The organism is Pantoea sp. nfd-35 (genome assembly GCF_056892255.1).
On the sequence record NZ_CP122404.1, the window covers coordinates 192,639 to 205,538 of the forward strand.

Annotated in this window: 9 protein-coding genes; 4 read left to right on the forward strand and 5 right to left on the reverse strand. The window is 50.8% G+C overall.

The features are described 5' to 3' along the window. Positions 1-84: 84 nt before the first annotated feature. Positions 85-1,593, reverse strand: coding sequence for a DASS family sodium-coupled anion symporter (locus tag P9J57_RS21335; RefSeq protein ID WP_013027951.1), 1,509 nt, complete (start codon positions 1,591-1,593; stop codon positions 85-87). Positions 1,594-2,183: 590 nt separating this feature from the next. Between P9J57_RS21335 and P9J57_RS21340 the strand changes: the two genes are divergently transcribed. Both P9J57_RS21340 and P9J57_RS21345 read left to right on the forward strand, forming a co-directional pair. After that, positions 2,184-4,961, forward strand: coding sequence for a flavocytochrome c (locus P9J57_RS21340; RefSeq protein ID WP_207806255.1), 2,778 nt, complete (start codon positions 2,184-2,186; stop codon positions 4,959-4,961). 66 nt (positions 4,962-5,027) lie between these two features. Further along, positions 5,028-5,996 carry an FAD:protein FMN transferase gene (locus P9J57_RS21345; protein ID WP_483279517.1) on the forward strand — a complete coding sequence of 323 codons (969 nt, stop codon included), beginning with the start codon at positions 5,028-5,030 and terminating at the stop codon, positions 5,994-5,996. Here P9J57_RS21345 and dcuR read toward each other — a convergent pair. Next, entirely contained in the window at positions 5,990-6,709 is a 720-nt protein-coding gene (gene dcuR / locus P9J57_RS21350) for a two-component system response regulator DcuR (RefSeq protein WP_013027948.1), read from the reverse strand. The genes P9J57_RS21345 and dcuR overlap by 7 nt on opposite strands. Beyond that, positions 6,706-8,337, reverse strand: a complete 1,632-nt coding sequence (locus P9J57_RS21355) for a sensor histidine kinase (RefSeq protein WP_483279518.1) — start codon at positions 8,335-8,337, stop codon at positions 6,706-6,708. The genes dcuR and P9J57_RS21355 overlap by 4 nt, the downstream gene beginning before the upstream one ends. A 268-nt stretch (positions 8,338-8,605) precedes the next feature. Between P9J57_RS21355 and P9J57_RS21360 the strand changes: the two genes are divergently transcribed. Together P9J57_RS21360 and mqo are read left to right on the forward strand one after the other, a co-directional pair. Further along, on the forward strand, positions 8,606-9,550 hold the full coding sequence (locus P9J57_RS21360) for an Rpn family recombination-promoting nuclease/putative transposase (RefSeq protein ID WP_013027946.1): 945 nt from the start codon (positions 8,606-8,608) through the stop codon (positions 9,548-9,550). 380 nt (positions 9,551-9,930) lie between these two features. Beyond that, complete coding sequence (gene mqo / locus P9J57_RS21365) at positions 9,931-11,580, forward strand: malate dehydrogenase (quinone) (RefSeq protein ID WP_483279519.1); 1,650 nt, start codon at positions 9,931-9,933, stop codon at positions 11,578-11,580. Between the two features lie 80 nt (positions 11,581-11,660). Here the strand turns inward: mqo and P9J57_RS21370 are convergent, their stop codons facing one another. Both P9J57_RS21370 and P9J57_RS21375 read right to left on the reverse strand, forming a co-directional pair. Next, positions 11,661-11,948, reverse strand: a complete 288-nt coding sequence (locus tag P9J57_RS21370) for a VF530 family protein (RefSeq protein WP_014333227.1) — start codon at positions 11,946-11,948, stop codon at positions 11,661-11,663. Positions 11,949-12,168: 220 nt separating this feature from the next. Then, positions 12,169-12,639 carry a DUF1203 domain-containing protein gene (locus P9J57_RS21375; protein WP_019105907.1) on the reverse strand — a complete coding sequence of 157 codons (471 nt, stop codon included), beginning with the start codon at positions 12,637-12,639 and terminating at the stop codon, positions 12,169-12,171. Between the last annotated feature and the right edge of the window lie 261 nt (positions 12,640-12,900).

Below are 12,900 nucleotides of genomic sequence, written 5' to 3' on the forward strand. Positions count from 1 at the left end.
GTTTATTATGCTTGCCAGCCATAAGCACAGGCTGGCAAGTGTTGGCATGTTATCGTATGACGCGTCGAAATGCATTTGACACAATCAGAACATCCACACCATCCAGGGGTAGGCGATGAGCATCATAGCAATCAGGAAGATAGCGCCAAAGATGGTGCCCAGACGCCAGTAATCTTTCGTAGGTAGATAGCCGCTGCCGTAATAAATAGGGCTTGGGCCGGTACCGTAAGGGGTGATAATCCCCATCACACCCAGTGAAGTACACAGCATCAGGCAAAACACGGGCATGTTAATACCTGGAATGGAAGCGGCAATGGTTAACATCGCAGGCAGCAAGGCGGTCGTATGCGCGGTGGTACTGGCAAACAGGTAGTGCAGCAGGAAGAAGGCAATCAACAGCACCACAGCCGACACTTGAGGATCGTATCCCTGCAGTAACATTCCCCCTTCTTTGCCCAGCCAGGCGATAAAGCCTACGCGTGCTAAACCATCGGCCAGCGCAACCAGTGTGGCAAACCAGGCAAAGGTGTTCCAGGCGGCTTTATTGCTGGTGATGTCGTTCCAGTTAAGTACCCCGGTCCACAGCATCAGGATAATCACCAGCAGAGCGGCCATGGCCGGTTCGATCCAGGCAGTGGCAAAAATCCACATCAGTAGCGCACAGACAACAAACACCAGTAACAGGATTTCATTACGGGTCAACTTACCCAGTTTTTCCAGCTCAGCAATCGCCCAGCGAGGCACTTCATCATTCACCTTCACTTCAGGCGGATAGAACCAGTACGCCAGCAGCGGCATGGTCAGAATCAACAGCAGGCCCAGTGGCAAAAAGGCAAGGAACCACATTCCCCAGGAGATATCAAAACCAATGACGCTTTTGACCAGCGCAAGGGCGAGCAGGTTGGGGGCCAGGGCGGACAGGAACATGGAGCTGGTGATACAGGCGGCGGTGATAGCAACCCACATCAGATAAGATCCAATTTTACGCGCGCTGGGGTCATTGGGTTTTGAACCATAAAGCGGCGGCAGATTGGCAATGATGGGATAAATGGTACCGCCACTGCGGGCCGTGTTCGACGGGGTGAAAGGGGCCAGCAGCAAATCCGCGAAGGTGATGGCATAGCCGAGGGTTAAACTCCGGCGGCCCAGGTATTTCACCAGAATCAATGCCAGACGGCGGCCGAACTGGGTCTTGTCATAGCCCGCAGCGAACATGAATGCGCCAAAAATCAGCCAGACGGTTGAGTTACCGAAGCCGCTGACCGCCCATTTAAATGACTCACTCGCCACTTTAAATTTGGGGTTGGCCAGTTCTGCCGGGCTAAAGAGCAGGAACTGGCTGAACAAGGCGATGACGACGACGCCGGTCAGACCAATCACTGCGCCGGGCAAGGGTTCAAAAATCAGCCCGACGATGACGCCGACGAAGATGGCAAAGAAGTGCCATGCATAAGGTTCAAGACCCGCTGGCACGGGGACGAGTAACAACAGGACGGCGACCAAAACCGGCAAAAGAAGCATAAGTGCTTTATTTTTGCCCGCAGCTGCAGGGGCTGCTTTTGGAGGCTCTTTGACGTTTGAGAGTGTTTTCATAGTATTTTTCTACGTGTTAAGGATAATTCGAGCAGCGTCCCGGCAATTCGTCCATAGGGATTTTTTATTCTAAATTATGAGAATAAACCGTGATGCCTTATAATTCTTTAACTTGTCCTCTGGTGCGATGGAGGCATTTATAAAAGATCATGTGGATATGATGCGATTAATTAAAAACAGAATATTGATCCAGATCAAGTAAGTTAAAATATACGATTAAATTTTTAACAACTAAATTATTAATAACCTAGAGCCAAATATTTAAACTGCAAGAATAAGGGTTTTAAGCTTCACTTAGGGAAGGGCGAGCAACAAAATTATATGTTTAAGATATTGTTTTTATTGTAGTATTTTTAATTTCCCAATTCTCATTGATTTTCTTTAACTATTGATTAACAATAAATATACATCACGATCCTGCTTTAATCAAATAGTAAACCTGAAATATTTAAAAGTTAAAAAACTAAAATTAAAACTTATGAAACTAAAATAATTGGTATATTAGCGTTATGACATCGGACCACTTATTTATTAATAAAAAAAGCGTCCGCACAGAATTCCCGAGTTTTGAATTTTTGGAGTTAATCGCAATGAATACACTCACCCCCATTCTCAATCCCATTACGTTGCCGCGTGGCGCAGTTTTAAAAAATCGCCTGATCATGGCACCCATGACAACCTGCACCGGTTTTTATGACGGAACGGTCACCAGTGAACTGGTTGAATATTATCGTGCCCGTGCTGGCAGCATCGGAACGGTCATTGTTGAATGCTGTTTTATCGATCCAAAAGGTCCCGCGTTTCCAGGGGCTATAGCCATCGACAGCGACAACAAAATTCCGGGCCTAAAGCGAATTGCTGACGCCATCAAGCAGGAAGGTTCGACAGCGATTTTGCAGATCTATCACGGCGGCCGCATGGTTGAGCCTGAGCTGATAGGGGGGAAAACCCCTGTCGCCCCAAGCGCCATTGCCGCACCTCGTGAGGGTGCCACGACGCCGCGCGCGCTAACGGCAGAAGAAGTGGATACCATGATCACTAAATTTGGTGACGCCGTTAACCGCGCCATTAAAGCCGGATTTGATGGCGTTGAAATTCATGGCGCAAACACCTATCTGATACAGCAATTTTACTCACCCAATTCCAATCAACGCGATGACAAATGGGGCGGCAGTCGCGATAACCGTGCCCGCTTTCCGCTGGAAGTCCTCGAAATTACCCATAAAATGGCCGCGCGATTTGCACATAACGGGTTCATCATCGGCTATCGTTTTTCCCCTGAAGAACTTGAAGTCCCGGGCATCCGTTTCGATGACACCCTGTACCTACTGGAAAAGCTGGCGGCACGCGGGCTCGATTATGTCCACTTTTCTGTTGGGCAGCTTATGCGCCCCTCTATCGTTGATACCACCGATCCAACCCCGCTGATTGAGAAGTTTGTTAACATGCGGTCCCCAACGCTGGCGAAAGTGCCGGTCATTGGCGTTGGCGGTGTGGTAAACAAAGAAGATGCGGAAAAAGCGCTGGAAAAAGGCTATGACCTGGTTGCGATTGGTAAAGCCTGCATCGCTTATCCCGACTGGACAGATCGCATTATCAATAATGAGCATCTTGAACTTTACATCGACAGTAACCAGCGTGAAGCGTTATTGATCCCTGAACCGCTGTGGCGTTTCTCGCTGGTTGACGCCATGATTCGCGATATGAGTGAGTCGGGACGCAAATACAAAGCCGGTGTTTATCAGGAAAAAGTTGAGGCCGAAGCGCTTAAGCTGAAGATCAACGTCACGCTAGATACCGACCGTATTACAGATATCTCGCTGGTACCGGACGACACGCTGGACGTTGACTTCACTACCACCTTCGAAAGCCTGCGTAATCGTATTCTGGTGGCTAACAGCCCACACGTTGATGCTATCACCGGCGCGACCACGCAGAGTGAGGCCCTGAAAAAAGCAGTATCGCGTGCAATGACCACTTCAAATAAAGCCCATGTGATTGAAGAGGGCGGTAATCCCAATGCACCGCAACAGTATGATGTGGTGGTCGTGGGAAGCGGCGGTGCCGGTCTGGCCGCGGCCATTCAGGCGCATGATGAAGGTGCCAAAGTGGTTGTCATTGAGAAAATGCCCACTATCGGCGGTAACACGATCAAAGCATCCGTAGGGATGAACGCCGCCGAGACGCGTTTTCAGAAACTGAAAGGTATCGAAGACAGCAAAGAACTGTTTTATGAGGAAACGCTCAAGGGCGGTAAGTACAAAAACAACCCGACCCTGCTGCGCGAGTTCGTTGATTTGGCGCCTGAAGCCATTGACTGGCTGGCCGATCACGGTATCGAACTGAATGACATCACCATCACCGGCGGCATGAGCATTGATCGTACGCACCGTCCTGCCGACCGTTCGGCCGTTGGCGGCTTCCTGATCAGTGGGTTAGTGAAAAATATCAATAACCGTAATATTGACGTCCTGCTTGAAACCGCCGTAGAGGAAATTTTGTTCGACAACGGCGCGGTCAGCGGTGTCAAAGTGGTGGATGAATACAACGACAGCCGTATTCTCAATGCGAAAAGCGTCATCGTCGCAACAGGTGGCTTCAGCGCCAACCGGGAAATGGTGGTGAAATACCGCCCTGAGCTGGATGGCTTTGTCACCACCAACCATAAAGGGGCCACTGGCGCAGGCATTGCGATGCTGCAAAAAATTGGTGCGGATACTGTGGATATGGGCGAGATTCAGATTCACCCAACGGTTGAGCAAACCACATCCTATCTGGTGTCAGAGTCTATTCGTGGCGGTGGGGCCATTCTGGTCAGCCAGGCGGGACAGCGCTTCTGTAATGAGATGGAAACCCGCGATAAAGTTTCTGCGCAGATTATTGCACTGCCGGAGAAAAGCGCCTGGATTGTCTTCGATGAGCAGGTTCGTATGAATAACAAAGCGGCCGATGAGTATATTGCCAAAGGATTTGTCATCAGCGCGCCAACCGTAGGCGAGCTGGCGGTGAAACTGAATATGGAACACCGGACGCTGGAAGAAACGCTGCATCGCTATAACGGCTTTGTGATAAAGCAGAAAGACGCGGACTTCGATCGTCAGACCGCGCTGCGTCATCCGTTGAACGAGGGCCCTTTCCATGCGATCCGCATCGCGCCCGGTGTTCACCACACAATGGGTGGCGTCACCATTGATACCACCACAGCCGTGCTCGACAGCCATAAACAGCCAATCCACGGTGCCTGGGCGTGCGGTGAAGTTGTCGGCGGGATCCACGGTGCAAACCGTATCGGTGGTAACGCGGTTGCGGACATCATCATCTTTGGTATTCTGGCAGGTGCCAACGCTGCGGCGTTAGCCAAACGCTAGTCGTCACCGCCGGCATCTGCCCGCATGCAGGTGCCGGTTTTATTCCCTCCCAGAGCGGTGTCGCTTATGCAAACCGAGTCGCAAGTCTGTGCTTATTCCGCCGTCCTGATGGGATCGCCCATTCTGCTTAAGCTATTCGAGCACGACGAAAAGCTTGCGGCACAGGCTTTCAGATTAATCAAACAGTACGAAAATCTGCTGACGGTTAACCGGACGCACTCCGAAGTGATGGCGATTAACCATGCTGCCGGTCAGCATCCCGTGAGCGTCAGTCAACCCGTCTTTGATTTAATTCAGCGCGCACTTAACGTCAGTCTGTTACCAGACAGCAGTTTTAATCTCACGATTGGCCCGCTGGTGAAATGCTGGAAAATTGGCTTTCAGGGTGACTGCGTACCTGCGCGGGAGACAATACTGGCAACGTTGCCCTTAACCTGTCCTGAAAATGTCCAGCTTGATGCGGACACGCGTTCGGTGTTTCTGAACAAAACGGGGATGGAAATTGATCTGGGTGCCATCGCCAAAGGCTACATTGCCGATCGGGTGCAGGCCTTTTTGCAGCAGCAGGGCGTCGATAGCGCGTTGATTAACCTTGGCGGCAACGTGCAAACGTTAGGCGCACCTCGTGATGCGCCGCAGCAGGGATGGGCAATCGGTCTGAAAACCCCTTTTGCGGCCCAGGATGCCCTGATTGGGGTCATTCATGTTGTGAACAAATCCGTTGTGACGTCCGGGATGTACGAACGTTACTTCGAACAGGATGGCGTCTGTTATCACCATATTCTTGACAGACATACCGGCTATCCGCTGGATAATGAGCTGTATAGCGTGACCATTATTTCCGACCAGTCGATCGACGGTGATATTTATACCACGCTGATTTATGGCATGGGCGTTGAGAAGGGCATTGCGTATCTGAAAAGCCATCCTGATATTGAGGCTGTCTTCGTGACGCGCGACAAGCAGGTCATTTGCTCGTCACAACGTCACTTTCACTTCACCTTACTGGATAACCGCTTTCAGCTCCGTCATTGACAGTACTGGCGTAAAAGCGTGTGGTACTCCGGCTGCAGACGATAGCGATACACCGGACGTCCCGTGACGCCGTAGTGAATACTGGTAAACAAAATATTGCTCTGCGCCAGCCAAATCAGGTATTTACGGCACGATACGCGAGAAATATTCACCTCAGTGGCCAGCTCATCGGTAGAAAACTCGGTACCGGGGTGCGCATCAATCCACAAACACAGCGTACGTAATGTCTGCGGCGTCAGCCCTTTTGGCAGGCGTTTTGTCTCGCTGGCATTGGCCTGATTACCATGCAGCAGTTGATCCACATCGGCCTGCTGGTAAAACTGATGATTATCCATCAGCCGTTTTTTCTGACGCCATCCGGTCAGCGCTTCTTCAAAGCGGGAAAACTGAAAGGGTTTTATCAGATAATCCACAACGCCGTAGTTCAGCGACGTTTTAATGGTCGCCGCATCGGCAGCGGATGAGATGATAATGACGTCAACCGGACGCCCCGCACTGCGCAGCTCTGGCAACAGGTCCAGTCCGTTTTCCTGCTGCATATAGATATCCAGCAAAATAAGATCAACGGGCGGATCTGTCTGCAACAGGCGCTCTTTGGCTTGCTGTAAGGTGGACGCGGTACCACAGCAGGTAAAACCGTCAATCTGCCCGATATAGCATCGGTTCAGTTCGGCCACCATGGCATCATCGTCTACGACTAACACATTGATCATTCGCTAATATTCCCTCTTTCCCACGGAAGCTGAACCAGAAACTGGGTATAAACGCCCGGTTCTGATTCCACGCTGACGTTACCGCCCAGACTTTCCGTTTGTTGCTTGAGTAAAAACAGTCCAACGCCACGATCTTCACCTTTGGTAGAGACGCCGCGTTCGAAAATGGCGGCGAGCTGATCGGCAGGAATACCGGGGCCATCGTCACTGACCTCGCACGACAGCCAGCCGTTTTGATAATGCAGCATGACATGGATTTCCCCTTCCATCTCCGGATCAAGCGCTTCCAGCGCGTTTTCAATCAGATTGCCCAGTACCGTGATAAGTGCTGCGATTTGCTGTTCACTGCCTTTGTCGGGCAGATAGCTGGCTTCGCTCAGGATCAGCTGGTGGCCTTCATCTGTTACGCGGTTAATTTTGCTCAACAGGAAGCCTGCAATAACAGGCGACTTAATCTTCTGTAGCAGCGAACCTATTTCCGTTTGATAGTTATTGGCCGTTTTAAGGATGTACTCTTCCATCTGCGCATAGTTTTTCATGTGCAGCAGACCAAGAATCACATGCAGCTTGTTCATGAATTCATGGGATCGCTCCCGCAGTGCATCGACATAGTTTACCATGCCGTCGAGACGCTGCATTAGCTGGCTGATTTCTGTTTTATCCCTGAATGTGCTCACTGCCCCAATAATACTGTCACGACTGCGCACCGGCACGGTGTTACTGATCAGTATTTTGCCACGTACGTTGAGCTCTTCGTCATAAGAGGCTTTGCCTTCGTGCAATGCATCGCGTAAATGCGTCAGCATCTGTGCATTTTCCGGCACGCGGTCACCGCTCAGAAACGCTTCGCGGGTGGTTTCTTTTAACAGCTGCTGCGCAGCCTGATTAATCAGGCTGACGCGGGATTGATCGTCAACCGCAATCACACCTTCTTTAATCGAATCGAGAATAGCCTGACGCTCTTCAAACAAGCTGGAAATCTCATACGGCTCTAATCCCAGTAAAATGTGCTTTAAGCGTTTCACTAAGATTAATATGCCGAGCATGCCAACCAGCCCGCCAAACAGCACGGTCCAGAGAATATTCCAGCGGCTTTTCGCAATTTGCGCCGCGACATCATTCACCGAGATCCCAATGGCCACCACGCCAATTTGCTGATGCGCCTGATTGAAAACGGGCGTAAATACCCTGAGCGCCTCAACCAGTACGCCATGATTCACCGCGACATTCTCCCTGCCGCGTAACGCCGGTTTAATATCGTTCCCGACAAAGTGCTGATTAACCACTTCAGGGTTCGGGTGAGAGAAGCGAATACCGCGCATGTCGGTGACGACGACAAACAGCAAATCGTTACGTTTTCGCGTTGCCTGCGCGATCGGTTGAATGATGGTGCTTCCGTCTGGCCGCGTCAGGGCCTGCTGAATCTCCGGGCTGTCGGCCAGAGTGCGCGCCACTGCCATCGCTTTATCTTTCAAATGCGAACGGGTGAAGTTATCGATCTGGATGTAATAAAGCAGATGGACGCTTAATATTACGGTCATCAGCACGGCCGCCATCATCAATGACGACAGGGTGCTGAGCTTCATTGGGCGCTTCTTTAACGATCGTTGTGGCCGGGAGTCATTCATAGTCAGCATCAGATGTGTTGAGGTACGCGTTGCAACATACGCGAAGTCGTGGCACCAGTACAGTTTGCGCCTGAAATCCAGTAAATTAAGCAGGTTAGCGTGCTTTTAACCGTGGATATCTGGCATGATGACGGACAACGCCTGTAAATCATACTGACTGCATGGCAGGTAAATCAGAGAGTGCTGGACAAAATGTATGTGTGAATCGACATATTCGTTTTCGCGCCGGTAAGCATTACGCCAAGTTGCGCTTGCAGAGTCAGGACAGATGAAGAAAAAAAACAGTACACCCACGCCTCACGATGCCACCTTCCGCCAGTTTCTTACGCAGCCAGAGATTGCGCGTGATTTTATGGAATTGCACCTGCCTGCGGAATTACGGGCCGTGTGCGATCTCAGCACGTTAAAACTCGAATCCGGATCTTTCGTTGAAGATGATCTACGACAATATTTCAGCGACGTGTTGTACAGCCTGAAAACCGCACAAGGCGATGACGGCTATGTTCACGTCCTGATCGAACATCAGTCCTCACCGGATAAGCACATGGCATTCAGGCTGCTGCGTTATGCCGTGGCGGCGATGCAGCGCCACCTTGAAGCCGGCCATAAAAAATTGCCGCTGGTCATCCCTGTCTTGTTCTATACCGGGAAACGTCGTCCTTATCCTTATTCCACGCGCTGGCTGGATGAATTTACCGATCCTGCGCTGGCCAACCGGCTCTATAGCACGGCTTTTCCGCTGGTGGATGTCACGATTATTCCTGACGAGGAGATTGCAGAGCACCGCAGTATGGCCGCGTTAACCCTGCTTCAGAAACATATCCACCAGCGCGATTTAGCGGAGTTGGTTGATAAGCTTGTCCCGGTCTTACTGGCGGGCTATCTTTCTTCATCACAGGTCGTATCGCTGATACACTATATCGTGCAGGCGGGAGAAACCGCCGACGCCGAAGCATTGGTAAGAGAACTGGCACATCGCGTGCCACAACACGGAGACGCACTGATGACCATTGCGCAGCAGCTCGAACAAAAAGGCATGGAAAAAGGCATGGAAAAAGGCATCCAACTGGGTCGCGAAGAAGGCCGCTCAGAGGGAGAGCGCGAAGCGACGCTGAAAATCGCCCGCACTATGCTTCAAAGCGGTCTTGACCGTGAGACGGTTATGAAGATGACCGGCCTGAGTGAAGACGAACTGGCGCTGATTCGCCACTAATCCGTGTCCCTGAAGGCGTATCGTGCAGGGACATCAGGTTGCGTGTACTGCCCATACTTTTTCGTCAACCGCCTCATCCTGTTCCGTGCATGTTAATGCACGTTTGTCGCAGTAAATAACCCCACTTTCCGGTCAGGCGCCGCCATTTCCGTTTATTCGTCGCACAGAGAATATTTGTGTTAGGGCATTGTATATTTCGAAACGCCCCTTTATTGTGTGGTTAAAATATATCGATAACAAAGTTAATCTTTTGTAACTAAATTAACTGCAAAACCCTGTCTTTTAATTTTTTAACTATTTTCATATTAACTACGAAATAACAATATTTTAAAGTTTCGGAACTTTTTTTAACTAGTTCTCCACGAAATCGTAGATCCCTAATGATTAAATTAACTAAATTTGTACCTGCACTGTCGCTTGCAGCGTTACTCGTTTCTTCAGTGACCCACGCTGAAAATTCACCAGAAAAAACAGATGTTCTGCTGATTGGCGGCGGTATCATGAGCGCCTCTCTGGGCACCCTGCTGGAAGAGCTGCAACCGGGCTGGAAACAGATCATGGTTGAGAAACTTGATGGCGTAGCGCTGGAATCTTCTAACGGCTGGAACAACGCCGGTACCGGCCACTCAGCCAACATGGAACTGAACTACACGCCAGAGCGTGCAGACGGTTCTATTGACGTGACCAAAGCGCTGGAAATCAACGAAGCCTTCATGATTTCTCGTCAGTTCTGGAGCTCTCAGGTTAAAGACGGCGTGTTAAATAATCCGCGTTCGTTCATTAACTCAACGCCGCACATGAGCTTTGTCTGGGGCGATAACGTTGATTATCTGACGAAACGCTATGCCGCACTGCAGAAAACTGTGCTGTTCCAGGGCATGAAGTTCTCAACCGATCACAAGCAGATCGCGCAGTGGGCGCCGCTGGTTATGGAAGGTCGCGATCCACAACAAAAAGTGGCTGCTACCTGGACGCCAGTAGGAACCGACGTTAACTATGGTGAAATCACCCGTCAGTTAATTGGCAGCCTGAAGAAGAACGATAATTTCCGCCTGGAAACCTCTTCGGAAGTGACCGATTTTAAACGTAACAGTGATAATTCCTGGCACGTTACCATTAAAGACGCCAAAAATGGCGGCGAACGTACCGTAGACGCGAAATACGTCTTTATCGGTGCAGGTGGCGGTGCGCTTAAACTGCTGCAAAAAACCGGTATTCCGGAAGCCGACAATTACGCAGGTTTCCCGGTAGGGGGATCCTTCCTGGTGACAGAGAATAGCGCCATTGCCGATCGCCATCTGGCAAAAGTGTATGGTCAGGCTTCCGTGGGTGCGCCACCGATGTCGGTTCCGCATCTGGATACCCGTTACCTTGATGGTAAGCGTGTCGTGCTGTTTGGACCTTTCGCAACGTTCTCAACCAAGTTCCTGAAAAATGGTTCGTTGTTTGATTTACTGAGCACAACGACCACGCACAACTTTATGCCGATGACCCACGTAGGCATGGATAACTTTGACCTGGTCAAATACCTGATCGGTCAGGTTATGTTGAGCGATGATGACCGTTTTGCCGCGCTGAAAGAGTACTATCCTGAAGCGAAGAAAGAAGACTGGAAACTGATTCAGGCCGGTCAGCGCGTGCAGATCATCAAAAAGGATGCGGATAAAGGCGGCGTGCTGAAACTGGGTACGGAAATTGTGACCGATCAGCAGAAAACCGTTGCCGCATTGCTGGGTGCATCGCCTGGCGCATCCACGGCTGCACCTATCGCAATCAATGTGATGCAGAAACTGTTCCCTGAACAATTCAAGTCAGCAGAATGGCAGGAAAAAATCCGTAAAATCGTTCCTGCTTACGGCCAGAAACTGAACGACAACCCTGCGCTCACGCAGCAGGTCTGGGATGAAACGGCAGCAACGCTGCAGCTGACCAAGCCGCCGGTTATTCAGATGGGCAATCAGCCAACTGAAGCGCCCGCTGCTAACAGCGAAAAAGCCCCAGTCTCGGCGAAGCACGATATGGCGCTGTAATACAGTCATCTGAACGAAACTAAGCCCGCGCCATCTGTGACGCGGGCTTTTTTTTTGTTTAGAAGGGCGTTAACACGTTTTCAGGTTTTATCTTCGCGCCAGTTAGCCCAGGGATCATCACTGGCTGGGGGCGCAGAATCCGGCTGAGATTCACTCAGCGAAGCCAGATAGAGCGCTTCCACTTCTGCCCGCGCCCACGGCGTACGGCGTAAAAACTTCAGGCTGGACTTCACGCTGGGGTCGTTTTTAAAACAGTTAATATTGATGCGCTTACTCAGTTCAGGCCAGCCATACTGTGCGACAAGGCTGTTGACCTGCATTTCAAGCGTAACGCCATGCAGGGGATCTTTAGAGGCGTGAACGGTCATAGTCTTTCCGATAAATGCGGTAAAAAACCGATCCTGCAGTATGGTGCCTCAGGGTGCAAGCGCTGACTGAACATATTCGCTGTCTGTTCTGAAAATCTGCTGCACGCATTCTTGGGCCATTTGAGCGCGCTGTATCATTTCACTCTCTGCGCCTCACCGACTTCGGGAACAAAACAGACGAAGCGCACCTTTCGCCTTCCCCCGGTCACTGCCAGGCCCGTTACTCACAACGATCTACCCGGCAGGAATAACATCCCTGCCTGGCGTTATGGACCTGGATATAGCGCACCGTCGGGTGGCTAAAAAAGTGCGTTATCATTTCGTCTGCTGCTTTTCCTTCACAGACGTCTGCCTGGATCAGTAAATCTTGCGCATCAAAGCCCCGTAACGAAAGAAGCCGGTGCGTCATGACCGGGGGTAATGCATTAATGTAAATGCCCTGTTGGGTACAGTGCTCCCAGAGGTAGATCGCATGAGAACCATAATAAGGCGTTCGGGCCGGTTGATAGAGATGATTAATCAGCAGCGCGGTTTCACCCGCCGGGATATCACGCAGTGAAATTCTGTCGGGATAGCCAGGAGCGTTTTCTACTTTCAGCCTCATTACGCCATGTTGTTTTAAATAGCGCTCGTTCTGTCCGTAAAGGTGAGTGAAAGCATCGGCTTTCAGGCCTGAGATTTGATAGGTCATTGTGATCCTCCGGTTATCAACAGAAGGACGATAACGTTTCTGCGTCAGCCGTTCTCGCTGTTTTCGGCCACGGAGATGATCACACCGGTGCTGCGCGATATCCCATAGGTGCTGCGCTTTTTCTTCGCCCTTCAGAGACCTGCAAACGGCAAGTCCATCAACGCCGTGACGTCCAAACAGATGATAACCTGTTGATTAAAGGGGCAGGGAGGCATTCAGAGGGAGGGTGCAGCGGACTCATGCGCCAGCAGCATGGGAAAT

Bases quoted from the DNA above. Each gene is read 5' to 3' on its own strand.
- P9J57_RS21360 (WP_013027946.1), top strand. From the start codon at position 8,606: ATGAAGAAAAAAAACAGTACACCCACGCCTCACGATGCCACCTTCCGC.
- P9J57_RS21340 (WP_207806255.1), top strand. From the start codon at position 2,184: ATGAATACACTCACCCCCATTCTCAATCCCATTACGTTGCCGCGTGGC.
- P9J57_RS21345 (WP_483279517.1), top strand. From the start codon at position 5,028: ATGCAAACCGAGTCGCAAGTCTGTGCTTATTCCGCCGTCCTGATGGGA.
- dcuR (WP_013027948.1), bottom strand. From the start codon at position 6,709: ATGATCAATGTGTTAGTCGTAGACGATGATGCCATGGTGGCCGAACTG.
- P9J57_RS21375 (WP_019105907.1), bottom strand. From the start codon at position 12,639: ATGACCTATCAAATCTCAGGCCTGAAAGCCGATGCTTTCACTCACCTT.
- P9J57_RS21335 (WP_013027951.1), bottom strand. From the start codon at position 1,593: ATGAAAACACTCTCAAACGTCAAAGAGCCTCCAAAAGCAGCCCCTGCA.
- P9J57_RS21355 (WP_483279518.1), bottom strand. From the start codon at position 8,337: ATGAATGACTCCCGGCCACAACGATCGTTAAAGAAGCGCCCAATGAAG.
- mqo (WP_483279519.1), top strand. From the start codon at position 9,931: ATGATTAAATTAACTAAATTTGTACCTGCACTGTCGCTTGCAGCGTTA.
- P9J57_RS21370 (WP_014333227.1), bottom strand. From the start codon at position 11,948: ATGACCGTTCACGCCTCTAAAGATCCCCTGCATGGCGTTACGCTTGAA.